Origin of the sequence: Sedimentibacter saalensis (genome assembly GCF_007830175.1) — a bacterium.
Classification (GTDB): Bacteria; Bacillota; Clostridia; order Tissierellales; family Sedimentibacteraceae; genus Sedimentibacter; species Sedimentibacter saalensis.
On the sequence record NZ_VLKH01000008.1, the window covers coordinates 65,002 to 89,159 of the forward strand.

Sequence of the window (24,158 nt, forward strand, 5' to 3'; positions counted from 1 at the left end):
TTTTCTATATAATTTTTTTATAGACTCATTGAATTAGTTTTTTCCTGCGGCAGCTGTAAATAAACGTCAGGCTGTTACAATTAAGGCTATATCCGCAGATATGTTTATTTGCTAATTAGATATATGCCTCATAACTTTTATATATAGCAAGTATACATTCAACATAGGGTTCGTGGAAACATAGTGTATCACATTTTACAAAATTGTTGTTTACTAAAAGGCGAAAGATGATTGTTGCATCATTTGTTCTAAGGCTGTTGTTATTACTAATAGTTTTGGAACCTATTCACTTGCCAGTTATAATTATATGTGTAAATACAAAAAATATTATACCACATTTATCATATATTTCACTACCTATTTTTTACGCATATCCATTACATTATTAGCAGTCACATTGTTCTTTAGAAACAAATTCTGCATCTGCAAGTACTTTAATTGCTGTCTTTGTTATAGAATCATTAACTAAAATAATCGGACCTGTACATCCCATACCACTTTCAGCATAAATACCTTGTTTCCACAATACTTTTACAGCCTCCTCAAGATCCATAATTTCAATTCCAGAAATTTGTGAAGTAACAACTTCCTTTTTAGGTGCTACAACTTCTTCATCAGATATTTCTTTTTTTGTTGACTTTAAACCTTTTAAAATCTCCTTTAACCCTGCTTCATTAGCTTTGGCAAATTCATCTTTTGCTATCTGTATGCAATTTCCTCTTACAAGCTCAGCTGCATATTTTATAGCTCCTTCAACTAAAGGTGCACCCGAAGCTCTTGAAATAATCATTATTAATTTCTCAAAACCTTCACCAATGCCGGGTCCATAACCATATCCTATGGATTCATAGTTTCCACCTGTTGTATAAGATGAAAATATTTTAATTAATAAGTTTCCTGTTAAGGAATCCATTACCATTACATCTGCAGATGCCATCAGTAAATCATTTCCTCTCATTATAGAACCGCCATCTGCTCTTTGCGAATCAGCAAATGTTATATCATAGCCTTGTGATTGCAATTTTTTAAGTGCAATTTCAGTTTGTCTGGCACCATCTATATTCAATATGCCAACAGTTGGATTTTTAATGCCGCAAGCTTTAGCTGTAATAATTCCATAAATAGCATTTTTCACCATGCCTTCAACTTTATCAGTAGATGAAGTACCTGTAGTTGTAGCTATAAACATTTCTTTACCCTTACCAGGTGTAATAATTCTTCCTACAGTTGATACTCCAATTGGAAATGGATAATGCATTGTAACTGCTGCATCTATTTCTTTTGAATTTAACAATGATTCCATCATTTTATGTGCTTGGTCTTCTGTTTCTATCTTTTCTGTTTTTATACCTTCTGCAGTTTGAGATCCTAAAACAATTACCTCAATTCCACTTTTTTGTGCCTTTAATGATGCTTCTAAAATATTTTTCTCGCCATGTTCACTTCCCATAGCAGTAATACCAATTTTAGGTTTTTTCCCATATTCCCCAGTATTAAGTGTATCTGCTAACTGATTAAAAATATTACCTATTATTTGATTTACTTGTTTTTCTGACATATCTACACTCCTATTCTGCTAAAAGATTTGAAGCGAAATTTTTCAGTGCTTTTGCTATCAGTCCCTTAATTTGTTCTTCTGATACATATCCTTGTTCTTCTGTTTTTCCTTGATTTGCTTCAATTACGAATGATACACCATCAAAAAGATTTGTCATTCTGCCAAGGAACAAGCTTCCTTTGCCTATAACCATTGCATTTTTGATTTTTCCGTCAAGTATATCCTGTCTTCCAAATCCTATAAATGGTACCCCTGAAGGAATGTGCCCTTGAGTTGGAGCCCAACCTACCATACCATGTCTTTCTGCAAAACTTGCTAAATCATTCTTTTCTATATCTCCTCTTTTTACTGCTAATGCGCCTATCATTTTGTAGTTAGCCAAAGGTACATCCCCTGCTCCAGCCGGCTTTGTAATATCAGGATTTTGCATTTCTACAGAATATTTATCTATATCTGTAATCTTCATCTGAGCTTTATCTAATGCTTGTGTTACTAAAGATGTAATAACAGCCTGAGGGGATGAGCCAGTTCCAACCATGTGTTTTCCAACTAGGTCAACTCTAATTTCTGGATTTACACCATCATTTTCACTTATTAATACAGCAAAACCTCCAAGAACATCTTCAAGTATTGGGATACCTTTTTTTACATGGTCTTTACCATTCATTCCAAGTTTTGCTGTACATCCACCAGCTGAAACAATAACATTTTTATAAGTACCTGCTTTGACAAGTGATGCTGCCTGAATTAACGCATGTGTAGGTGCAGCACAAAATCCTCTTACGTCAGAACCCGTTGAATTTATTAAGCCGGCTACTTCTGCACATGCTTTTGCAAAGTTACCGCCACCTCTTTGATTCATATCGCCGCATGCTTCTTCGGAGCAATCAATTACATAATCAATATCTTCCTTATTAATATTGTTTTTTGCAATTAAATTCATAATTGCTAAAACATTAGTTGCTTTTGAAGTTAAATTTTCATGCATTACGTGTGCATTTAAATTTATATCTAAATCATGTGCTCTTTTTACACAGCCAACTAAACTTTTATCGTGATAAATTGGCTCCGAATGTTCTTCATAAACTAATTTATTAATTATTTCGGCTTCATCGCCTTCCTTCAGTCTATCTAATAAATCAGCTCCTATAAGAGGATGATTCATTAGTTTAATTTTAGTAGTTTCTACAAAGTTTTTTTCTAGTTTAACAAGATCAAATACATCACAGATCTGCATTAAACATATAAATTCGTCTTGAGGCATTATTTCGCCATATTTTCCGAATCTTGTTGCTGCACTTATTTCTTTGTCATACCATGGTTGTTCAATTTGTACAAGCTCATCTGGGGTTACATTTCCAATATATGATTGATTAGGTGGATATTTAACAACTTGTTCAAATGTTCTTAAATGACTTTCAATTTGCTTCAAATATTCCGATTCAGGGTTTATTGTTCTTTCAGTAGTTTGAGTAGTGCCATTTTGCAATACCATGTCTGGTGTAAATGCCAATATATAGCTTGCACCTTTAATTACACTGTTCATTTATTTACCTCCGTTAAATTTAATATATTTTAAGTTGTATAAAGGATTGTATGTTTTTAAAAAAATTGCTTCGCAATTAAATCAACTGCGAAGCAACAATATCTATAATATAATAATTAAAGATATTTACAGAAGTCTTCTCTAATTGGAGCCATTTCTGAAATTATATCATCAACATCCAATACCATTTCCATCATACTTACTTGTTCATCATAAATAGATTCGTCTACTTCATTTTTCATTTCTGGTTCACATATATGGAATACACTGAGTCCTAACTGAACTCCTGTCAATGGACCTGCGAAAGTTGGGTCTCCATTAGTTACTGTTTCAGCAGCTAACCCTGATGCTTCGCCTTCTGATGCTCCTAATACTACTACTAAATTTTCAGCACCAAATTTTTCTGCGAATTCTTTAACCCTTTTCTGATTTTCTAAATCCATTGCGCCTGCGGCAGTTCAGACAAAACATTCTGTTGAAGAAAATACTACTTCAGCTCCAGCACTTTTTACACATTCTTCAATAGCTGGACCTGGTATTCCATCTCTGTCGCCTATTATAACAACTTTTTTGCCTTGTAATAAGCTCATTACTTTTCCTCCTATTTTTTTAATTTCATTTTTACTATATAGTAATTTATTTTACAATAACTATATGTACTTCTTAATCAATGCTTCAACATTCTCCGGAGTTGCTTCATCTTTAATTAGTTCTTCAATTTTTTCTCCATCTTTATAAATAGATATAACCGGCAATCCTAATATTTTCTGTCCTATAGCAACTCTTCTTGCTTTAGTAGTATTTAACTTAGCAAATTTCAATTGTTCCCCATATTTCTCGGATAAATCCATAACATGAGGCATCAAAGCCTCACAAGGAGCACATCCATCTCCGAAAAAGTCTACCAATACATATCCTTTCGATTGTAATACCTCTGTTTCAAAATTTGTTTTATCTAACACTAACATATTAAAGCCTCCTAATTTTATTCTGACAAGAATTTTTCTGCTTGAACCGCTGCAATAGCACCATCTGCGGCTGCTGTCACAACTTGTCTTAAGCTTTTCAACCTAACATCTCCGGCTGCATATACACCTTCTACATTAGTTTTCATATTTTCATCAGTAACGATATATCCTTTATCCATATCAATAATACCTTCAAATATATTCGTCTTAGGTGTATATCCTATAAACACAAATACACCAAATATGCCATCATCTTCATCAGCAACTAATTCTGTCATTTCACCGGTTTTTAAATTCTCTAATACCATAGAATTAACTAATCCATCACCTTTAATTTCATGTACCGCACTATCCCAAATGAAGTTCATCTTCGGATTTGCAAATGCTTTTTCTTGAATAGATTTTGCTGCTCTAAGTTCATCTCTTCTGTGAATTACAGATACTTTTCTTGCAAACTTTGTTAAGTACATAGCTTCTTCAATGGCAGTATCACCACCACCTACTACAAAAACTTCTAAGCCTTCAAAGAAAGCACCATCACAAGTTGCACAATAAGATACACCTTTTCCTGTGAATTGTTTTTCTCCGGAACAGCCTATTGGTCTTGATGAAGCTCCAGTTGCTATAATAACTGTTTGTCCAATATATTCTGCTTTTTTACCTACTAAAACTTTTTCTTTGCCCTCAAGTTTAACTTCAAGAATTTCATCATATACTTTTTCCGCACCAAAATGCTTTGCTTGTTCAGCCATTCTATCTATTAGAGTAGGTCCTGATTCGCCTTCAAGACATCCTGGATAATTTTCTACTTCAGAAGTTAGAACTATCTGCCCTCCGTCCTTTTCTTTCTCTATTATCAATGTGCTCATTCTAGCTCTTCCAGCATACAATGCTGCTGTTAACCCTGCTGGACCTGCTCCAATTATTATTACATCATAAACATTGCTCATTTTACACCTCTTATACTCAATCTAAATAATCCATTATACTTGGAAATTAATAATATAAATTTCCAAGTATAATGTGATTTTATAAATTATTTTCAAATACTGTTTCACCAGTAGCTTCGATATTATTCTTCTTTAAACGCTTTCATCAGAGATACCATTGCAAGCAACATTACAAATATAAAAGGAAAGGCCGCTGCTACTGAAGCAGTCTGCAGTGCTTGAAGTCCACCTGCAAGTAATAGAGAAGTAGCAAATAAAGATTGAACAACTCCCCAAATAAACTGTTTCTTGGCTGGTGGATTTAAATTGCCTTGTGAACTAAACATACCTAATACGAATGTAGCCGAATTTGCTGATGTAATGAAAAATGTTCCCAATAATACTACTGTTATTAAAGATAAGATTTTACTTAAAGGGTACTGATTGAATACTTGAAACAAAGCAGTAGATGGACTATTTACTGCTAGTTGTAATCCTTCTATACCTATTTTATCAATTAGGTTAATACCCATAGAACCAAATGCTGCAAACCAAACAATTGATACTACAGCCGGAGCAAATATTACACCCATAATAAATTCTCTTATGGTTCTGCCTTTTGATATACGTGCTATAAAAGTTCCTACAAATGGTGCCCAAGCTATCCACCAAGCCCAATAAAACACAGTCCACCCTTTTAACCAACTATTATCGCCAAAAGCTTCGATATGAAGACTAGCACTTACAAAACCATTAATATATTGACCCAACCCATTTGTTAATGCATTAATTATTTTCAATGTTGGCCCTAATACAATGGTTAATACAAGTAAGCTAAAAGCAAGTATAAGATTAATGTCTCCTAGTATCTTTATACCTTTGCCTATGCCACTTATCGCCGTCCAGATATATAAAATTGTAATAATAAATATTATCCCTATCTGAACTATTTTAGTTTCCGGAATATTAAACAAATAATTCAGCCCACTGTTTATCTGTAAAGTTCCAAGTCCAAGAGACGTAGCTACGCCAGAAACTGTTGCAAATACAGCTAATATATCTATAAATTTTCCAATAGGTCCATTAACTCTCTTCTCTCCGATTAAAGGAATGAAAATGCTACTAATTAGACCTGGTTTATTTTTTCTAAATTGAAAATAAGCAAGTGCAAGTCCAATGATGCTATAATTAGCCCAAGGGTGAAATCCCCAGTGCATAAAGGATGTCCTCATAGCAAAATTCGCAGCCTCCATTGTACCAGGCTCTGCCCCAACTGGGTTAACAAAATGTGATATAGGCTCTGCTACGCCCCAAAACACAAGTCCAATGCCCATGCCTGCTCCAAACAACATACCAAACCAAGATGTTGTACTATATTCTGGTTTTGAATCATCAGGTCCTAATTTAATAGATCCATATTTGCTAAAAGCTAATAAAAGGGCAAATACAACAAAAGCTAACATAGATAGCAAGTAAGTCCATCCAAAATTAGTTGTAAGAAAATCAAATATAAAAGTTGCAAAATTTGAAAAATTCTCTTTTGCGATTATTCCCCATAAAACTATAACAATAGATATAGAAAGAGATATATAAAACACACTATTATCTTTTTGATTTAATTTATTCAATATGTTCCTCCCTTTTTTATGGTTTAGATGAGGGTAAAAACCCTCATCTAAAATTAGTTTAAATTTTCACCTTAAATACTGTTTGTTCTTTCACATCATCAGTTAAAGCATCTAGTGCTACACCTACACGATGATATCTAAGTTTCCATTGTTGCTCCTTAGATGTTGAAGGATCCCCCAATGGATATGGAATAGATATTGTAGGTACTATCTTGTTTGAGCCAACTGTTGTTGCTACAGGTATCAAATTACACATTTGAACTATCGGAATTCCTGCTCTTTCAATTTCTTTTACCATCGTTGCACCGCAACGAGTACAGGTACCTCAGGTTGAAGTCATTATAACTCCGTCAACTTTATCTTCAAATAATTTTTGTACTATTTCTTTGCCCATTCTTGCTGCTTCAGCTTGAGTGGTTCCTGTGCCTACAGTACTATAGAAATAATCATGTAGCTTTGCTATTTTTCCTTCTTTTAAATATGCTTTCATTGCATCAATCGGCATTATTACATTTGGATCTGCATCTGCTGCTGCAGGATCAAAACCAGCATGTATAGTCTTATATACTCCTGATTCTAATCTATCAACATCTGATATATCATATCTTCCCCAGCGTGTTGCTGATGCTGATTGAATTCTATCCGGATTATTTACAGGTACTATTCCACCGGTTGTTACCATTGCTATATTTGCTTTTGATAAATCTTTTATTGGTGCTGCTATTGGTACTCTGTCTAGTTTTGGTATAGGAAGTTCCGTAATATAAGGCTGGTCATTCAATTTCTTAATCAACATCTCCACGCCTCTTTGAGCAGCAATCTTTCCTGATTTCAACCAAACTTGAGCTCTAATTCCTCTTGGGAAAAAACCTTCTTCATCAGCTGAACCTGTTTCTTCGCCTTTTAGTATTTTATTTGCAAAATTTGCTATTACCTTTATATCACCTCTAAGTTTAGCAGCAGATTTTCCACCTTCAAAGATATACATATCTTTTTTAAACATTTCTACCCCAGGATTTTCTACATTCATTGAAGTAATAACTGGTACATTAAATCTTTCCTTAACTGCTTTACAAATAGTTCCGCATGCTACCCCATATCTACCTGCCTGGAATGCTGGGCCTGCAATAAATATATCAAATTCTTTATCTTCTAAAAATCCCAATATTATCTTTACAGCTTCTTCCGTATTTGAACCCATAAAGTTATCACCACAAATTACTGTATGTGTAACTTCTGCTTCAATAGCATCGCTTAGTGCAAGTGATGGTCCTACCAATCCCTCTCTTATCTCTGGCTTATAATCTGCTTTCTCTTCTCCGCCTATTCCTGCAAAAAATTGATTTATATAATGAATTGCTTTTTTCATCTCTACACCTCCTAAAATTCTTTCATTGTCTTAGTTGACCAACCAGCTATTCTATCTCCACAGAACATAGCATTATCTTCCATAACAATAGATCCATCTTCTCTTACAGAAGCTCCAAGCAGCTCATCATAAGACCATCCACCTGATAAACCGTCTCTAGCTAATGATTGTAATTCACCAATTACTTTGTCTGCTGGTGGAAGTTCAATTAATTGTGAAACGTTGCCTGTAGATACCAACGCATTTGCTTTCTTGTCTAATGTAACAAGTGGTTGAGAAGCTCCATCTCTACCTGTGCATTCATTACTAATACCTACAGTCTTTACTCCAACATCTTCTAAAGATGAAATGCATAAAATATAATCAGCATCAGGATTTCCATATCCTTCTTCTGTAACTATAGCACCATCGGCACCTAAGGATTTTGCCATTTGTGCTACAAATATTGCTGAACGTTTCTTTTGTTCTAATGATACATTTAAGTTTGACATTATAACGCCTAAGAAATTAATGCTTTTTCCGTGTTCTTTATATAATTCCTTAATAGTTGGAAAATTTTGAAAGTCATATGTGCACCATTTTGAAGAACTAGGCATAAAGCTACCGGATATCATTGCTCCATCTAATATTTCATTAGGATGCATAAATGTTGGAACAAATTTATTCATATCCCATCCGTACACTAAATCATTATATCCCAACTCTTCCATTTGAGACTGAGGTTGCATTACTAATACTACTGATGGAAGTTTACTAATTTCTTCAGATCTTTTAATAACTGAATCTAATTCAAAAACTTCTGTTTCTTCAGGTACTAAGTCTTTAACTGCATTTCCTAAATATTCTGCTAATTTATGTGTTGCCCATCTAATTGCTCTATTTTTTTTCTGTTGTTCAAATCTTTCAAATTCTTCATCAGTATCGGCTACTACACATATATTGATGAGTTCTGAAAACAAAGTGTACTTTGCACCTTCTCCACCCATATCAATTAATCCATCGCCAAAACTACCATAATGCATTCCTACACCTAAAACACTACATCCTTTTAAAGCATGGACTCTTCCGCTACCTGCCGCTTCAACATCTCCAGTTACACCTGGAAACACCGGTCTGCCATCTGGACGAATCCTAGGTTCTACAGCCTCCTTAACAGGAACTATTCTTGTGTTTTCTCCAGGCTTAGCAATAATTATGTCTACATCAATAATGTGCTCATCTTCTTTAAGAAAAGACATCGCCTCTTCTTTGTTAATAGACAGCACTCCATTATGAAACATAGTTTGCTCTCCAAAAACAACATCTTTAACTTGAAAATTACCAATTTCTAATTTCATTTCTTCACTCCTTTTAAGTTAATATAAATAAGCAATTTTTTATAAAATCACTATATTCTTAAATTTAAATCTCTTGTGTCAACATTTTTCATTTGATTCTGCAAACATTTTCTTTAAAGTTTCTATATTGTTATTTTTTTTACTAAATTATATTATTTGCTTTTTAGAGCAATTTTATACGCAACAAGCAAACAATTTCAAAGCAAAATAACTTACAGTGTTTGAAATATTTTACATTTTTTAACTAATAAATGTTTTAATTGTTAAGTTAATTTATTAACGATATATTAACATAATCATGATTATATGTCAATCGTTATTATTTTACAATCTAAATTTATTTTTTTCTTACTCCTAGGTTATTTTTATATTTATTAAATATTTAAAAAGCAAAAAACCTCGATATTTAAAAATCGAGGTTTTTTCTACTTATTCGTATTTAATTTCTTTTCATTATTATGTATTCAATAATTTTCATAGTTTCCCGTATAGACTGCTCGATGCTTTTTTCATTTCCAACAACTTTTTCGTGCAATATCCCTTGAAAACTATAAATTATTGTTTGGTTAATTATATCGAAATACTCTTCTTTTATTATTCCATCCTCTATGAGAGGATACAAGATTATCTTATTCCTATCATAAATACTTTGAAATTTTAACATCTTTAATATTTCTCCATTGGATTCTCCCAACTCTTCAGGAAAAATATTATAATATTCATTAATGGTTTCTTTCAATATATCTTTATATTTGCCAAAAAAAATATTATAAAAAATTTTAGGATTTTCAAATGAAAACTTACAGAAACACTCCCAAGTTTTCATAAAAACCTCAAGTGAATTATTTGAATTTTTAATAAATTTAGGTAATTCTAAAATGTATTCTTTCAAATACTTCATTGATGTGAAGAATATCAGATGATCCAAATCTTCAAAATAATTATACAATGTAGCACTATTGTAGCCTGCTATGTCTGCAACATTTCTTATTGTTACATTTTCTATTCCATCATTATCAATTATTTTATTTGTGGCTTCAATAAAATACAAAAGCATTCTTTTTCTTTGTATTTCTTTATTAGTTGACATATATAACTCTCCTTCTTAATTTATATTTTACATTTTTGTCACAACTCATCAAAGTTATATAAATTAATTAGTATGCATTTACTTAATTTATAATTAAGTCACCTCTTAGCACTTGGAAACTCTATTATAAATATAAAGCTAAATGTTATGTTGATTATAGCATAATCACGATTTATGTCAACGTATACTTTTTTCACTAAATATCAAAAGCCTAATTATCTGATATACACTAATGAAGCAAGGTATATTTGATCTTCAAGCTTAACACACTTGATATTATAATTTTTTACCATGGTGAATTCACCGTCGTAACCGCTCATCTGCCATTTCAAATCAGCATTAATGTTCATATAATAATCTGTCTTTTCCAGGCTGTTAATTTTATCAACTTCAACACTTAAAGCAAGTTCGTAGTCTGTGGGGCAGTCAATAACCTTGTATAAAATGTCGAGATCGTTTTCCAGAAGATTTTCCGCTTCTATTTTTTCCAGCTTTTCTTCCAATTTTCCCATGTCCTTATAGCCGTAAAGAAATTCATTCATTACCTCTATGCGCTCATTGAGCAAATATTCTATGCTGTCTATTTCCTCGTAGTATTGGTAATATCCAAAAGAATTATAACTAAAAAGAAGCGAAATAAGCATTATGAAGATAAATCTGTTTCTCATTTGTAATCCCCCTACAATAAATTATTGATACCATTTATTATAGGGGGACAAAGTTGTCTTTCATGGCGCTATTTGTCATGAAAATCTTATTAGTTTTCGCTTGTATTCAACATATTACTACAATAGACGGGCAATTTGCACAGCTATAGACAAAAACCGTACTAGTCATTCTTTGTCCATGCAGAATTTTATTAGCCTATTGTTTTTACGCTCTTTCTCTTTTCAATTGTGAAAGGAAGTTCCATGAGACCTTGAGGAGTTTTATCGCCTTTTATCATTTTAATGAGCATGCGCATTCCTACAGCACCTACATCATAATACGGTTCTCCTATAGTAGTCAGTTCAGGTCTTACAAATTTTCCTTCTCTTATGTTTCCAAATCCTACTACAGAAACATCATCAGGAACTTTTATTCCATTGTCAAAGAAGCTGTTCATCACTCCAATGGCAATTTCATCATTGCTGCATACCACAGCAGTAAACTCGCTTGCATCCTTTGCAATTGTTTTTCCAAGTTCATATGCCCTGTTGTGCTTGTTTCCTCCCACAACATACATTTTTGAATATTGAAGCTCATTGTCTTCAATTGCCTTTTGATAGCCGGCAATTTTGTCATTTTCAACTGATGTTCTGTCTGCAAAGTCAGAAACATATGCAATTTTCTTGTGGCCTTCTTTAATCAGGTAGTTTGTCATCTCATAGAATGCAGCATTGCTGTCTATTGAAATATGGTTCATGTGTTCATGCACGTCTCTTGTGAAATAAATGCACGGCTTGTTAAGTCCTCTTGCAATTTCAATTATTTCATCGTCAAACTTGTTTCCTACCAGGAACAAACCTTCTGCTTGCTTTCTGTCCAGCAACTGCAGATATTTTTCCTGAGTTTCCTTGCTTGAGTAGCTGCTGCATAGAAGAATGTCATATCCGTACATTTTCCCTATTTCTTCTATTCCTCTTACTATATCAGCAACATAGCTCTGTGCTAAATTGTTTACTATTACACCTATTAAATATGATCTTCTTGTAACGAGGCTTCTGGCAACGTCATTTGGCTTGTATCCGGTTTCTTCAATAACTTTAAGTACTCTTCTTCTCACTTCAGGACTTACTGGCTTAGAATCGTTTATAACCCTTGATACGGTTGAAATAGACACTTCTGCAAGTCGTGCAACGTCTTTAATTGTTATCATTTTATCCTCCTTGTTAATTTGGTATTTGAATCGTATTCCTAATTATAATTTATTATATATGTATTTTCATGAAAACGCAATTGCTTTTTCCTAGTTTTCCTAAAAAAAATAAAACCCGCGAGAGCCGCAAATTATTAATTCATACCCGCATCTAAGCAGGTGGGATTTCTGTTGAGCAATTCTGACTTCCCGTCGAAGCGGGCCTGTCATAGGCACTCAAACTCGAATTCCCTTTTACAGTATGTCGGTTGAATTAAAAAATTTCCGTGAACCGCAGGCTTTTAAGTTAATGTAATTATACCACAGCGTGTTTATTTTTACAACTGTAATTTAATTTTACAAAATACAATTATTAGTATTTTTCCCTCAATATTCGTTAATATTCAAGTCTTTAATTCATTAATTCTATTAATTCCTCTTCATTGATAACTTCTTTTTCCATTAATTTTTTTGCAATAGAAGACACTTTATCCATATTTTCTCTAACAATTGTTATTGTTTCTTCGTAAATTTCTCTTGTTAATTCCTTTACTGATTTTTCCACAGAAGCTAGCGGAATATTCAGCTTTTGTGATAAAACTGAAAAATTAATGAATCCTGAATTATCATCCATACCGTAGGACGAAATGTAATCAACTGCAAGAGTGGTTGCTTTTTCAATGTCATTTTGTGCTCCCACAGTTACATTTTCTTTTCCAAAAAACACCTCTTCTGCAATACGTCCTGCCATGAGCACAGACAGATGGCTTCGAAGAACTCGTTTTGTAACAACATCTGTATTATTTGGAGTGCTCAATGTATACCCTCCAGCTCCCTTGCTGGTTGGAATTACAGACACCCTTATTACTTTGTTTTCCGGCATGAGATATTTTGACACAAAAGCATGTCCTGCTTCATGATAAGAAGTTGTCAGCTTTTGTTTTTTGTTTTCTTCTGCATTCTTTTTTTCAGAGCCTGCAAGTATTGCAAGATATGCTCTTTGAATATGGTTGTTGCATATCATTTCAGAATTTTCCCTGATGGCAAGAAGTGCTGCTTCATTTATGAGATTTTCAATCATGGCTCCACTGAAGTATACTGTAAGATCCGCAATCTCATCAAGCTTGATATCCTCTGAAGCTTTCTTTTTTGAAAGATAAAGCTCTATAATATCTTTTCTGGCATTTTTGTCAGGCAGCATAATTTCAATCTGCCTGTCAAATCTCCCGGGTCTTAATAAGGCTGAATCAAGAGTGTCAATTCTGTTTGTTGCTGCCACTACTACGATTCCTGCTGCTTCTCCAAATCCCGACATTTCAGTCAAAAGAGCATTCAGAGTTCTGTCTCCCTCGTCGCTGCCCCGCATGTTTCCATTCATTCTTTTTTTGCCTATGGCATCTATTTCATCTATAAAGATTACACTTTTTCCTGATTTCCTTGCCTTCTTGAAAAGATTTCGTATCCTTCCGGCACCTAGACCTGCATAAACCTGTACAAAATCCGAGCCTGAAACTGCATAGAAAGGTACACCTGCTTCTCCTGCCAAAGCCTTGGCCATCAATGTCTTTCCTGTTCCAGGAGAGCCGTACAGCAAAATTCCCTTTGGCATCCTTGCATTGAAGTTCGAATATTTGTCAGGAAACTTTATGAAGTCAACAATTTCCTTCAGACTTTCCTTTGCTTCGTAGTTGCCTGCCACATCTTCAAACTTCATGTTTGAAGAGCTTAAATATTCCATTTCATTTAAATTATTTATTTCCTTCTGAGCCGACTTTTTATTTTTTAATATTAGAAAAGTCACAAAAATCAGCACACCAATTAATGCCGCAATTTGATAATTGTTCATATATACCCCCTGTATTTCCACAACTGTAAGGGCGGATCTTGTGTCCGCCCGTGTTATTATTCCAATAAATCTATGGGAGGACAGTAGTACTACCCTACAACTGTATGATTAAAAGAAAATTTGTGCAGAGCACAAATCTTATATTCTTATTCTTTATTCTATTATACAACTGAGATATACGTTTGGATATATTCAATATATAGACATGTTTCAATGATTTTCCTTATTTACCAACAGACAAACAGATTGTGCAGCTATGCCTTCTCCTCTTCCTTCAAAACCTAGATGCTCTGTTGTTGTTGCTTTTATGTTTACATTTGAAATGTCAGTTTCAAGATCTTCAGCAATGTTTCTTTTCATTTTTTCAATGTGAGGCATCATTTTAGGCTTTTGTGCAATTATGACGGAATCAACATTCCCAATCTTAAAACCGCTTTTAGTCATGAGATCAGTGACTGTTCTTAAAAGAACTCTGCTATTGGCTCCTTTGTAAGCATCATCTGTGTCAGGAAAAAGACATCCTATGTCTCCCTTGCCCATTGCCCCTAAAATGCTGTCCATTATGGCATGAATCAATACATCTGCATCTGAATGTCCTTCCAGACCCTTTTCAAAAATGATTTCAACTCCGCCAATAATAAGTTTTCTGTTTTCAACCAGCTTATGAACGTCGTAACCAATTCCGATTTTCATTGTCTCTCCTTAATATACGCTTGCAAGAATTTCTGCAATTCTTAAGTCAAGCGGTGTAGTAATCTTTAAATTTCTTGGAAGACCTTCTATAGTTTTTACCTTGTACCCGTAATATTCAGCTATTGAAGCATCATCTGTAAAAACAGCATCTTCTGTTATTGCATTCATGTAGCATTGTTTGATTGTTTCAAAGTCAAAGGCCTGTGGAGTCTGTACTGATTTAAGCTTTTGCCTGTCCAATGTTTTTTCCACAAAACCGTCGCCGGATACTTCCTTGATTGTATCAATCACATCAATTACCGGAATGCATGCTTTATGAAGAAATGCATTTTCAACGCAGCTGCTTATAAGATTGTAGGATACAAACGGTCTGACTCCGTCATGTATGAGCAACACGGAGCAATCACTCCTCACTGATTTTATTCCTTCAAAAACGGATTCTGTCCTTGTGGAACCGCCTTGTACAACTTGCGTTATTTTTTCATAATTTTCCGCAATTTCACTTTTCACATATTCCATATCTTCTTTGTTTACAACAAGAATTATTTCATCTATTTCATTGCTTTTTTCAAACTTGTACAATGTTGTATCAAGTATTGTTTTTCCTGCTATTGTCATGTACTGCTTTGGAAGTTCTAAACCCATTCTGGTTCCCTTTCCTGCAGCAACAATAATAACAGAGACAAATTTTTCTCTAAACATGGTATCCCTTCTTCTAGTTAAGAATTAATTCTAATTCTCAGACTAGCCTAATTTTTCACTATTTATTATTTTCGGGAGGGCAGTAATCCTCCCCTACAAACTGGAATTCAACTTCACCGCCAAACACTATCTAATTATTTTGTAGGGGCGGATCTTGTATCCGCCCGTGTTATTAGCTCAATATTTCTTATCTTCGGTGGGACAGTAGTCATTCCCAACAAATTTTTACGCAGAGTTTGGTAGTACACGCCTACTCGGGAGGGCAGTAACCCTCCCCTACATATTGAACTGAGAACTAACTCTTCATTCATAATTATTTATTTGTTATTGTCAGTTAAACAGTTTTTTTATGTTCAAGTCGCTCAGTTCAGCATGAGGAACGCCTAACTTTCTGCTTGGAATGAAATTTCCGTGGCAGTCGGAGCCTCCTGATATCATAAGGTTGTTCTTCTTGCAAAAATCAATATAGTATTGAGCTTCGTCCTTGTTGTATGGCGAAAAGCATTCTATTCCGTCTATTCCTGCCTCAAGCCAGAACTTAAGTTCCTCTTCAGGCATGGTTGTGTTCCTGTAGTGATATGACGGATGGGCAAGAAACAATTTTCCTCCGCTTTTCTTTGCAATTCCTATTACTTCATCAGGGCCCTTGAGTTTTGCCTTAAGCCCTGATTCTTTAACTTCCTGCAAATGATTCAAAACATCTTTGTGAATTCCTTTATCAATCATATAGTTGGCTGATTTCCAGCCTCCTCTTTTCCTGTCGTATTCATATTTTTCAAAGTCCTCAAGACTTATGCTGTCGTATTTATCGGCTGCATATGTTCCAATGTATTCCTTGTTGGAATTTAGTTTGCTTTGATTGCTCCAGTTGATTAAGTCCATCAATCCCTTGTTATTTATGTCATAATTGTACAATGTGAGATGGTATTCTCTTCCATCATATTCTGTTGTAAGTTCAGTGCCTGGAATGAAAATGAGGTTGTCTGAAGGAGTAATTATATTCTCCATATTTTTCACATTGTCAATACAGTCATGGTCTGTTATTGAAAAAATATTTATGTTACTCTTTATAAGCTGTTCCTTAAGTTCCTCCACATCCCACGTTCCATCAGAAGCGCAGGTGTGCATATGCAAGTCGACTTTTTTCATTGTTACCTCTTTCTAATATAATGAATCCTCATTGATCCTGGTGTAGAATTTTTCCTTGACTTCATCAAAATCCTTCGTCTGTGCCATGATCCACATGAGCTTCGTTATTGCTGCTTCAATTGTCATGTCGTAAGCCTGAAGAACATTGAATTGTTTTAAAGCTCTCACTCCAACTTCATACACTCCCATATCGCTTCCTTCAAACATAACCTGTGTGGCAACAACAACAATTTTACCTTTTTCAGTCAAATCCCCAAGTTTCTCAAGGAAATTTCTCTTGTCAAGAAATGGGAGTCCTCCTACGCCATATGATTCAATCACTACACCTTCATATTTTTCGCCGATGTAATCAAGAACATCCGGTTCCATGCCGGGCACAAGCTTAAGAAGAAAAATACTAGGATAAATGCTTTTGTAAAACTTGACTGTTCCATTTTCATGTTCACTTCTTATATATCTTGTAATCCTTGTGTCATCTATTATTGCCGCAACCGGAAAATTAATGCTTTCAAAAGCACTGTAGCTTTTTGATTTTACTTTTCTTGCCCTGGTACCAACAATTGCTTTTCCGTCAAACACAAGGTATACACCTTTTACACCTTTTTCTGCAGCAAACCTGAAGCTGTCAAGCAGGTTTTTCTTTGCATCGGTTATGTCTGCATTTATGGGCTTTTGAGAGCCTGTAACAACAATTGGTTTGTCCGGATTTTGTATGAGGTATGAAAGAGCTGCTGATGTGTAGGACATGGTGTCTGTTCCGTGAGAAATTACAAATCCATCGTATTTGTCGTAATTTTTTTCAATTGCTTCTGTCATCAAAACCCAGTATTCCGGCTGAATGTTTGTACTGTCTATATTTAACAGCTGAATGGTATCTACATTGCAAAATTCCTTTATTTCCGGAACATAGCTTAAAAGTTCCTCTGATGTTATTCCCGGTGCCAGACCTTCTTCAGTTTTTTTTGAAGCAATTGTTCCACCTGTGGCAATAAGCAAAATATTCTTTTTCATTTTATCCCCTCATATTTTTATTGCGTTCAACTTCATTTGATTTTCATTTATTTTTTATATAATTTAAACTTTAATTAATATTTATTGCCTTGACCATGTCTTCCGGAAGGGGACACTTAATGGTGATTTCTTCTCCCGTCAGCGGCTGTCTGAATTTCATTTCATAACAGTGAAGAGCCTGCCTTTTTATGAGACTGCTTTCATTTCCGTAAAGAGTGTCTCCCACTATTGGGTGACCTATGTGTTTCAAATGAACCCTTATCTGATGTGTCCTGCCTGTTTCAAGCTTAAGTCTTACAAGTGTCATGTTGTTCATTCTTTTCTCAACCTTGAAGTGAGTGATGCATTCCTTGCCTGACGGGTGCACGATTCTTATTATGTCTTCAGGATTAAGCCTTGCAATTGGCTGGTTTATTGTTCCTTCATCTTCTTCTATTATTCCTTCTGCTATGGCATAGTAGTATTTGTCCACTGTATTTGATTTCATCTGATTGGAAAGCTCGTTGTGAGCATATGGATTTTTAGCTATTATAACAACTCCCGACGTATTCATGTCAAGCCTGTTTACAAGTCGTACTTTTCTTTGTATTCCCTGTTCCTTGAAGTAATAAGCAACACCATTGGCTATTGTGTTGTCTTGATGGGACTTTGTTGGATGTACAACAATGTATGGAGGTTTGTTGACAACCAGCAAATCCGAATCCTCATATACAATGTCTATGGGAATGTTCACTGCATTGTATTCATCTTCTTCTTCATCAAATTCTATGGTTAAAATATCTCCTTGAGAGATTCTTTTGTTCAGTTTTGTCATGCTGCCGTTTATAAAAATCTTGTCATTAAGCTCAAGACGTTTTGACAGCCGCCTTGAAAAATTTAAGTTTTCACTCAATATACCCTTTACACTTTTGCCGTTTTCTTGTATTGTATATTTGAGAATATTATTATTGTTCATTAATATGCTCCTGGATTTTCATTAATATAAATATAATATAAATTACATTTAATGTAAAGGGGATTATCATGAAGGATAAGTTAATAAATATAGCTGCAAACTATGATAGTTATACGCTGGAAATAAAACAAAAGCTCATAGATATATTAAAAGAGTACGGCTATAGTTATTATGACGGTTTCTGTGAGGAAGCAGAACTTAACATTACCATAGGCGGAGACGGAGCCTTTTTAAGAGGTGTGAGAGAAAGCAATTTTTCACGCATTCCTTTCATAGGAATAAATACCGGAACCCTTGGATTTTATCCCGAAATCACTCCTGAAAACATGGAAAGTTTCATCCATGATTACAAGGAAGGCAAATTTTCCGTTACAAACGTAAACCTTATTGAAAGTGAAATAATAACATCAGGACAAGCAGAAAAAATATATGCTGTCAATGACATAATACTTAAAAGAAAAGACATGAAGACCATTCATCTTGATGTCTACATAGCATCAAACCATCTGGAAAAAATAAGCGGTGACGGTTTAATCATTTCTTCGCCTCTTGGAAGTTCCGCTTACAACAAATCTGCAGGAGGAAGTCTTGTGTATCCTTCACTGAAGACACTGCAGCTTACGCCATTGTCTCCGATTATTTCAAACGCATACAGGTGCCTTGACTGCAGCATAATTGTGCCGCCGGAATTTGAAATAACACTTTACCCTGAAGGAAAAAATGATTACTTTTTCGCCTTGTCTGCAGACGGAGAAATGTATGAATACGACGAAATAGAATGTGTACATTTCAGGACTTCAAAAAGAATAATCAAAAGGCTTTCAACAGGAACATTCAACTACTGGAATGTTATTAAGGAAAAATTCCTGTAAAAATTCACAAGATATAAGGGCTGTTATGTAACAGCCCCAGATCATTGATAACCAACGACGTTGTCATCCTGAACGATAGTGAAGGATCTCATCTTTGTTGAAAACATGAGATTCTTCGAGCAAGCTCTCAGAATGACAACGTCAAACGTTACTTTATCATCATGCTGTTATGAAACAGCCCCATTTATTTTTTACATTCTCAAAGTAAATTTACTTCCCACATTTATTGTGCTTTCCACTGTCAGGGAATATCTGTGCACGTCGGCAATCCACTTTGCAATACTTAAGCCCAGTCCTGTTCCGCCTTCCCTGTGGCGCGCCTTGTCAGCTCTGTAAAACCTGTCAAATATTCGATCTATGTCTTTTGCAGCTATTCCTATTCCCGTGTCTTCAACAGTGAAATATTTCTTTTTATTTTTGTCAGTATACAAACTTACTGTAACCTTACCTTTTTCTGTGTACTTAACTGCATTGTCAACCAGTATGACCACAAGCCTTCTTACTTTGTCATAATCTGCTCGTATCATTACATCATCCTCCAGGTTAAGCTGAAAGTCGATGCCTTTCTTTTTTGCTATTATTTCCATGTTCTGGCACACATTTTCAACTATTTCAGAGAATGAAAATTCTGATATGTCCAGTTTTTCCTCGTTGGCATCAGCCTTGGCAAGAATCAACAGTTCATCAATAAGCTTTGCCATTACCCTTGTCTCTGAATATGCATTTGAAAGCCACATTTCATTTTCATCCACAGTACCTTCTTCGTCGCTTAAAACAACATCAAGATTTGTCTGAATTACAGTCAATGGTGTTCTGAGCTCATGAGAAGCATCTGCAACAAATTCCCTCTGTCTCATCCATGTGTCTCTAATTGGTTTTATCGCCTGTCCTGTAAAGGCATAGCTGATGCAAAGCAATATTGCCATACCGGTGATACCAGTTACAAACAACACCGTTTTTAAGAACGACCACAAGATGTCTTCATTTATAGTGCTCTGATAAACCTGGACCACGCTTTTTCCGTTCATGTCGTTAAAGAACTTTGTATAAATTCTGTAATTGAAACGGCCAATCTTTTTTGTCACAAAGGAATCTTGCTTATCCTGAAGAGATTTTTCAGCCAGTGATTTTATGTCGTCAGCAATAGCTATTTCATTTTCCTCTGAATAAACTCTTCTGAGATTTTTATCATAAATCACGTAACATGCATCCAGCTTCTGAGTCCCCATCAAAGCAACACTTGGTCCGAACCTCTGAAGAAAACTTCCATTGAGCATGAAACCTGAATATGTCATGCTTCTGTAGGTATAAATTCTGATAGCTTCAGTTTCCATCAAGTCCTTGTTGCCGTCCTCATAAACAATTCTCGTAAAACTGTATATTCCTGTTGCAACGAAAAACATGAAAACTATAAGAATCAGTCCCATATATGCTGTTAATTTAAAATGAAGCCTTCTAAACATACTATTTCTCCTTAAGCATATAACCTACGCCTCTAACTGTTTCAATCTTTGCATTTGTTTCTTCAAGCCTTTTTCTAAGGTGGTGAACATATATTTCAATGTTGCTTTCCAGTACGTCAGCTTCTAGGCCCCAGATTCTGTCTATTATCTGTTCTCTTGTGAAAACCTGACGTGGCTTTTTTATAAACATTTCCATTAGCATTGCTTCTTTGAGTGGAATTTTATATTCCTTTTCCTCTATGAACAAAAGGTAATTTTTAACATCATACTTTATGTCTTCAAATTCATATATTTCACCCACGTATTCAGTGCTTTTCCTTCTGGCGAGAGCCTTTACACGTGCAATCAGCTCCTTGGTTGCAAATGGTTTTACAAGGTAGTCATCAGCGCCGTTTTCAAGCCCAAATACACGGTCGTCTACTGTATCCTTGGCAGTAAGCATTATAACCGGTGTCTTTATTCCTTCTTTTCTTATTGTTTTTAATATCTGAATGCCGTCCACTCCAGGAAGCATTATATCAAGAACAATTACATCATATATGTCTTTGCTGGAAAGTATGAGGCCTTCTTCGCCGTCATTGGCTATATCCACATCTATTTTTTGTTTCGAGAACAAATAATTAAGCGCCTGTGTTATTTTAACTTCATCTTCCACAATTAAAATTCTCAAATTCATTCCTCCTGCGATGATTTATACCTTTATAATAGCTGTAAATTCTTAATTTAACATTAATAATATGTTCATAAGCAACTTTATTTGATTAATTATATAATACCTTATATTTTATTGCAAAATAATTTTACACTAAAAAATGAGCATTGCTGCCCATCTACTACTTATAAATTTACATTTCTTACAATATATGTTCACCCATTACTGATAAATTTATATTCCGTAGGGGCGGACCTCGTGTCCGCCCGTAGTTACTGATTCACAATATTCTGCGGGAGAGCACAAGGCTCTCCCCTACAAACTTTGATTTCAAATTCACCGATAATTTCTAATATTATTAAAATATATATGCTCATCCTTACTGACAAGTTTACATTTCTTACAATACATGTTCACCCATTACTGATAAATTTATATTCCGTAGGGGCGGACCTCGTGTCCGCCCACTGAATTACAATCAATTAATTAGCATTCTGTCTCTGCACTGCTAAGCTCATCATTGTCATTATCAATAACATCATGCTCTTCAACAACTTCAATGTTGTGAGAATCTTTATGTATACTTCTTAATTTTATATCCTCAATAAGACCCTTGAGCACTGCTGCCTGACTGCTTAATTCCTGGCTTGCTGCTGCACTTTCTTCTGCCGTTGCAGAGTTTGTCTGCACAACAGATGAAATTTGTTCTATGCCTGAGTTTATTTGTGTTGCACCTAAAGCCTGCTGCTGAGAAGCTTCTGCAATACTTTCCACTATTGAAACTGTTTCATTTGTTTTATTAACAATCATTTTAAATGATTCAACAGTTTCGTCGGCTATTTTTGCTCCCTTAGAAATAGCATTCAGAGAATTTTCAATGAGCTGCGTTGTATTTTTAGCTGCTTCTGCACTTTTTGATGCAAGATTTCTTACTTCATCAGCCACAACTGCAAATCCCTTGCCTGCAGAACCTGCCCTAGCAGCTTCAACTGCAGCATTCAGTGCAAGAATGTTTGTCTGGAAAGCAATGTCTTCAATTGCTTTTATAATTTTTCCTATTTGAACAGACGAACTGTTTATTTCATCCATTGCCTCAATCATGAGTTCCATATATTTTGTTCCGTTGTTCACATCTGAGGCAGTTTCTTCAGATATTATTTTCGCCTGCTGAGCACTTTTTGCATTTGATATAATCTGTTCAGTGATTTCATTTATTGTTGCTGCTAATTCCTCTATAGAACTTGCCTGTTCAGTTGCTCCCTGTGTGAGAACCTGAGAACCTTCCGCTACCTCTTCCGAACCGCTGGCCACTTGTTCTGCGCTTATGTTTATGTTCTTAAATATGTAATTCAATGATTTTACAATCTGTACAACAGAATCTTTAATAGGTTCAAAATCTCCTAAATATTCCTTGTCAACAAATTGAGTCAGATCTCCGTTTACAATTGCTCCAAGATGATGTGAGATATCCTGGATAATTGCATTAAGTTCAACTATTGTCTTTTCCAAGGAATTTAAAAGTACTGCTGTTTCATCCTTGCTTTTTGTTTTTGGAACCTCAGTGTGCAAATCTCCTTCTGACAAAAGTTTCAACCTTTCTGCACATGCAATTATAGGATCTGCAATTTTGTTTGACATTCTGAATCCCATGAACGCCGCTATCAATATGGACACTAATCCAAGAATAACCGTTGCAATAACGCTGAAATTTGTGCTTTTCATATATTCGCTCTGGGGAACATCAATGAGCATTGCCCAGCCTTCTGTTCCTTCAATTGGTGAATAGGACAGCATGTTCTTAGCTCCGTTGTTCGAATAGGTGCCAAAGCTTGTCTCTCCATTAAGCATTCTTTGTTCAAGGGAAGCCAATTCCGAATGACTGCCGTCAGTCTGGTTATTTAAAATCATATTTTCCAGATTTAAAACCTTGCTATATTCAGGATGTCCAATAATGTATCCTTCCTTGTCAATAATAGATGCAAAACCAGCCTCTCCAATAACTACCTGGGAAGCAATATCAGTCAGAGTTTTTCCATCTATTTTAACTATGACAACTCCTTCTGCTGTTGAGCCGTAAACACCGTCTTTCCAAAGAGGGGCTGATACAATATAGTACATTTCAAATGTTGCCGAATCAAACTGAGCATCAGTAACAAACACTTCTCCGTTCATGGAAGCAGTATAATAATCCATGTGTTTAACAATTTCTGTTCCTGATGATGATGCTACAAATCCATCTTTATCAGCAATGTTTATGTCCTTTAAACCATGCATTGCTATTCTTTCATTGAAAATTTTGCTTTTTTCTTCCTGAGTTATGTCTTCACTTGTAAGCTGAGAAAGCAATCCTACTTCTGCTGCTATTGTTTTGTAACCTTCAAGTCTCATTGTAACAACATCTGCAGATGATGCTGCAATTTCCTGCATTGTTTCTTCAAGAGTGTCAAATGTTACATTGTAAGTAAGATATGAAGAAACTCCCCCTATTGCTATAACTACCACCAATATTATTACCGTAATGTTTAAAAACATTTTCCGTTTAATGCTGTTCAT

At 34.9% G+C, this 24,158-nt stretch carries 21 protein-coding genes and 1 other RNA gene; 1 reads left to right on the top strand and 21 read right to left on the bottom strand.

Features of this window, described 5'->3' with window-relative positions:
* Positions 1 to 385: 385 nt before the first annotated feature.
* The 18 genes from grdD to LY60_RS13125 all read right to left on the bottom strand — a co-directional run bounded on the left by grdD (position 386) and on the right by LY60_RS13125 (position 18,618).
* Positions 386 to 1,558 (bottom strand): glycine/sarcosine/betaine reductase complex component C subunit alpha, encoded by a 1,173-nt coding sequence (grdD, locus tag LY60_RS13040; RefSeq protein ID WP_145084609.1) that lies wholly within the window; start codon positions 1,556 to 1,558, stop codon positions 386 to 388.
* A gap of 10 nt (positions 1,559 to 1,568) precedes the next feature.
* Complete coding sequence (gene grdC, locus LY60_RS13045; RefSeq protein WP_019228374.1) at positions 1,569 to 3,104, bottom strand: glycine/sarcosine/betaine reductase complex component C subunit beta; 1,536 nt, start codon at positions 3,102 to 3,104, stop codon at positions 1,569 to 1,571.
* Between the two features lie 116 nt (positions 3,105 to 3,220).
* Positions 3,221 to 3,694 carry a glycine/sarcosine/betaine reductase complex selenoprotein A gene (grdA, locus tag LY60_RS13050; RefSeq protein WP_145084612.1) on the bottom strand — a complete coding sequence of 158 codons (474 nt, stop codon included), beginning with the start codon at positions 3,692 to 3,694 and terminating at the stop codon, positions 3,221 to 3,223.
* Between the two features lie 60 nt (positions 3,695 to 3,754).
* A complete protein-coding gene (gene trxA / locus LY60_RS13055; protein WP_145084614.1) occupies positions 3,755 to 4,072 on the bottom strand; it encodes a thioredoxin TrxA in 318 nt (105 codons plus the stop codon).
* Positions 4,073 to 4,089: 17 nt separating this feature from the next.
* Positions 4,090 to 5,022: a thioredoxin-disulfide reductase gene (gene trxB / locus LY60_RS13060; RefSeq protein WP_145084617.1), complete on the bottom strand. Its 933-nt coding sequence runs from the start codon at positions 5,020 to 5,022 to the stop codon at positions 4,090 to 4,092.
* A 122-nt stretch (positions 5,023 to 5,144) separates the two neighbouring features.
* Complete coding sequence (locus LY60_RS13065; protein ID WP_019228379.1) at positions 5,145 to 6,629, bottom strand: glycine betaine uptake BCCT transporter; 1,485 nt, start codon at positions 6,627 to 6,629, stop codon at positions 5,145 to 5,147.
* A 58-nt stretch (positions 6,630 to 6,687) separates the two neighbouring features.
* Positions 6,688 to 7,998 (bottom strand): betaine reductase selenoprotein B, encoded by a 1,311-nt coding sequence (grdH, locus tag LY60_RS13070; RefSeq protein ID WP_145084620.1) that lies wholly within the window; start codon positions 7,996 to 7,998, stop codon positions 6,688 to 6,690.
* An 11-nt stretch (positions 7,999 to 8,009) separates the two neighbouring features.
* Positions 8,010 to 9,335, bottom strand: a complete 1,326-nt coding sequence (locus LY60_RS13075; protein ID WP_145084623.1) for a glycine/sarcosine/betaine reductase component B subunit — start codon at positions 9,333 to 9,335, stop codon at positions 8,010 to 8,012.
* 439 nt (positions 9,336 to 9,774) lie between these two features.
* On the bottom strand, positions 9,775 to 10,425 hold the full coding sequence (locus tag LY60_RS13080; protein ID WP_145084627.1) for a TetR/AcrR family transcriptional regulator: 651 nt from the start codon (positions 10,423 to 10,425) through the stop codon (positions 9,775 to 9,777).
* A 215-nt stretch (positions 10,426 to 10,640) separates the two neighbouring features.
* Positions 10,641 to 11,093 carry a hypothetical protein gene (locus tag LY60_RS13085; RefSeq protein ID WP_145084630.1) on the bottom strand — a complete coding sequence of 151 codons (453 nt, stop codon included), beginning with the start codon at positions 11,091 to 11,093 and terminating at the stop codon, positions 10,641 to 10,643.
* A gap of 191 nt (positions 11,094 to 11,284) precedes the next feature.
* Complete coding sequence (locus tag LY60_RS13090) at positions 11,285 to 12,283, bottom strand: LacI family DNA-binding transcriptional regulator (protein WP_019228386.1); 999 nt, start codon at positions 12,281 to 12,283, stop codon at positions 11,285 to 11,287.
* 108 nt (positions 12,284 to 12,391) lie between these two features.
* Positions 12,392 to 12,566: non-coding RNA, 6S RNA (gene ssrS, locus LY60_RS13095), on the bottom strand.
* A 108-nt stretch (positions 12,567 to 12,674) separates the two neighbouring features.
* Positions 12,675 to 14,108 carry an ATP-dependent metallopeptidase FtsH/Yme1/Tma family protein gene (locus tag LY60_RS13100; protein WP_145084633.1) on the bottom strand — a complete coding sequence of 478 codons (1,434 nt, stop codon included), beginning with the start codon at positions 14,106 to 14,108 and terminating at the stop codon, positions 12,675 to 12,677.
* Between the two features lie 210 nt (positions 14,109 to 14,318).
* On the bottom strand, positions 14,319 to 14,801 hold the full coding sequence (ispF, locus tag LY60_RS13105) for a 2-C-methyl-D-erythritol 2,4-cyclodiphosphate synthase (RefSeq protein WP_145084636.1): 483 nt from the start codon (positions 14,799 to 14,801) through the stop codon (positions 14,319 to 14,321).
* Positions 14,802 to 14,810: 9 nt separating this feature from the next.
* Positions 14,811 to 15,503, bottom strand: coding sequence for a 2-C-methyl-D-erythritol 4-phosphate cytidylyltransferase (ispD, locus tag LY60_RS13110; RefSeq protein ID WP_145084639.1), 693 nt, complete (start codon positions 15,501 to 15,503; stop codon positions 14,811 to 14,813).
* A 330-nt stretch (positions 15,504 to 15,833) separates the two neighbouring features.
* Complete coding sequence (locus LY60_RS13115; RefSeq protein ID WP_145084642.1) at positions 15,834 to 16,652, bottom strand: PHP domain-containing protein; 819 nt, start codon at positions 16,650 to 16,652, stop codon at positions 15,834 to 15,836.
* A 12-nt stretch (positions 16,653 to 16,664) separates the two neighbouring features.
* On the bottom strand, positions 16,665 to 17,663 hold the full coding sequence (locus tag LY60_RS13120; RefSeq protein WP_145084645.1) for an asparaginase: 999 nt from the start codon (positions 17,661 to 17,663) through the stop codon (positions 16,665 to 16,667).
* A 70-nt stretch (positions 17,664 to 17,733) separates the two neighbouring features.
* On the bottom strand, positions 17,734 to 18,618 hold the full coding sequence (locus tag LY60_RS13125) for an RluA family pseudouridine synthase (protein ID WP_145084648.1): 885 nt from the start codon (positions 18,616 to 18,618) through the stop codon (positions 17,734 to 17,736).
* Positions 18,619 to 18,686: 68 nt separating this feature from the next.
* Here LY60_RS13125 and LY60_RS13130 point away from each other — a divergent pair, with 68 nt between their 5' ends.
* Positions 18,687 to 19,490, top strand: a complete 804-nt coding sequence (locus LY60_RS13130; protein WP_145084651.1) for an NAD(+)/NADH kinase — start codon at positions 18,687 to 18,689, stop codon at positions 19,488 to 19,490.
* A gap of 191 nt (positions 19,491 to 19,681) precedes the next feature.
* Here LY60_RS13130 and LY60_RS13135 read toward each other — a convergent pair whose 3' ends face one another.
* From LY60_RS13135 to LY60_RS13145, 3 genes are all read right to left on the bottom strand, one after another.
* Positions 19,682 to 20,953, bottom strand: coding sequence for a sensor histidine kinase (locus tag LY60_RS13135; RefSeq protein ID WP_145084654.1), 1,272 nt, complete (start codon positions 20,951 to 20,953; stop codon positions 19,682 to 19,684).
* Position 20,954: 1 nt separating this feature from the next.
* Positions 20,955 to 21,629 carry a response regulator transcription factor gene (locus LY60_RS13140; protein ID WP_246145470.1) on the bottom strand — a complete coding sequence of 225 codons (675 nt, stop codon included), beginning with the start codon at positions 21,627 to 21,629 and terminating at the stop codon, positions 20,955 to 20,957.
* Positions 21,630 to 22,091: 462 nt separating this feature from the next.
* Positions 22,092 to 24,158 (bottom strand): methyl-accepting chemotaxis protein, encoded by a 2,067-nt coding sequence (locus LY60_RS13145; protein WP_145084662.1) that lies wholly within the window; start codon positions 24,156 to 24,158, stop codon positions 22,092 to 22,094.

Excerpts from the sequence above, each read along its gene's own strand:
- grdD (WP_145084609.1), bottom strand. The coding sequence starts at position 1,558 with ATGTCAGAAAAACAAGTAAATCAAATAATAGGTAATATTTTTAATCAG.
- grdC (WP_019228374.1), bottom strand. The coding sequence starts at position 3,104 with ATGAACAGTGTAATTAAAGGTGCAAGCTATATATTGGCATTTACACCA.
- trxA (WP_145084614.1), bottom strand. The coding sequence starts at position 4,072 with ATGTTAGTGTTAGATAAAACAAATTTTGAAACAGAGGTATTACAATCG.
- trxB (WP_145084617.1), bottom strand. The coding sequence starts at position 5,022 with ATGAGCAATGTTTATGATGTAATAATAATTGGAGCAGGTCCAGCAGGG.
- LY60_RS13075 (WP_145084623.1), bottom strand. The coding sequence starts at position 9,335 with ATGAAATTAGAAATTGGTAATTTTCAAGTTAAAGATGTTGTTTTTGGA.
- LY60_RS13080 (WP_145084627.1), bottom strand. The coding sequence starts at position 10,425 with ATGTCAACTAATAAAGAAATACAAAGAAAAAGAATGCTTTTGTATTTT.
- LY60_RS13085 (WP_145084630.1), bottom strand. The coding sequence starts at position 11,093 with ATGAGAAACAGATTTATCTTCATAATGCTTATTTCGCTTCTTTTTAGT.
- LY60_RS13090 (WP_019228386.1), bottom strand. The coding sequence starts at position 12,283 with ATGATAACAATTAAAGACGTTGCACGACTTGCAGAAGTGTCTATTTCA.
- LY60_RS13100 (WP_145084633.1), bottom strand. The coding sequence starts at position 14,108 with ATGAACAATTATCAAATTGCGGCATTAATTGGTGTGCTGATTTTTGTG.
- ispF (WP_145084636.1), bottom strand. The coding sequence starts at position 14,801 with ATGAAAATCGGAATTGGTTACGACGTTCATAAGCTGGTTGAAAACAGA.
- ispD (WP_145084639.1), bottom strand. The coding sequence starts at position 15,503 with ATGTTTAGAGAAAAATTTGTCTCTGTTATTATTGTTGCTGCAGGAAAG.
- LY60_RS13115 (WP_145084642.1), bottom strand. The coding sequence starts at position 16,652 with ATGAAAAAAGTCGACTTGCATATGCACACCTGCGCTTCTGATGGAACG.
- LY60_RS13120 (WP_145084645.1), bottom strand. The coding sequence starts at position 17,663 with ATGAAAAAGAATATTTTGCTTATTGCCACAGGTGGAACAATTGCTTCA.
- LY60_RS13125 (WP_145084648.1), bottom strand. The coding sequence starts at position 18,618 with ATGAACAATAATAATATTCTCAAATATACAATACAAGAAAACGGCAAA.
- LY60_RS13130 (WP_145084651.1), top strand. The coding sequence starts at position 18,687 with ATGAAGGATAAGTTAATAAATATAGCTGCAAACTATGATAGTTATACG.
- LY60_RS13135 (WP_145084654.1), bottom strand. The coding sequence starts at position 20,953 with ATGTTTAGAAGGCTTCATTTTAAATTAACAGCATATATGGGACTGATT.
- LY60_RS13140 (WP_246145470.1), bottom strand. The coding sequence starts at position 21,629 with ATGAATTTGAGAATTTTAATTGTGGAAGATGAAGTTAAAATAACACAG.
- LY60_RS13145 (WP_145084662.1), bottom strand. The coding sequence starts at position 24,158 with ATGAACAGCATTAAACGGAAAATGTTTTTAAACATTACGGTAATAATA.